The organism is Bradyrhizobium sp. Kon58 (assembly GCF_055807455.1).
Window position 1 is genome coordinate 1 of the sequence record NZ_JBVVOT010000244.1, and the last position, 345, is coordinate 345.

Consider the following 345-nt stretch of genomic DNA (forward strand, 5'->3'; position numbering starts at 1 on the left):
GCCAGTGCCAGCGCGTGGCCCTCGCCCGCTCACTGGTGACCCGTCCGCGCCTGTTGCTGCTGGATGAACCGCTGTCGGCGCTGGACGCACGCATTCGCAAGCACCTGCGCGAGCAGATCCGCCAGATCCAGCGCGAACTGGGGCTGACCACGATTTTCGTCACCCATGACCAGGAAGAAGCGCTGACCATGTCGGACCGCATCTTCCTGATGAACCAGGGCCGCATCGTCCAGAGCGGTGATGCCGAGACCCTCTACACGGCGCCCGTGGATGTGTTCGCCGCCGGTTTTATCGGCAACTACAACCTGCTCGATGCCGACAAGGCCAGCAAACTGCTGCAACGTC

The 345-nt window shown here is 63.8% G+C and carries 1 protein-coding gene; it reads left to right on the plus strand.

Features of this window, described 5'->3' with window-relative positions:
- On the plus strand, window positions 1–345 hold a 345-nt coding region (locus AC0L20_RS40305), incomplete at both ends, for an ABC transporter ATP-binding protein (protein WP_473295717.1).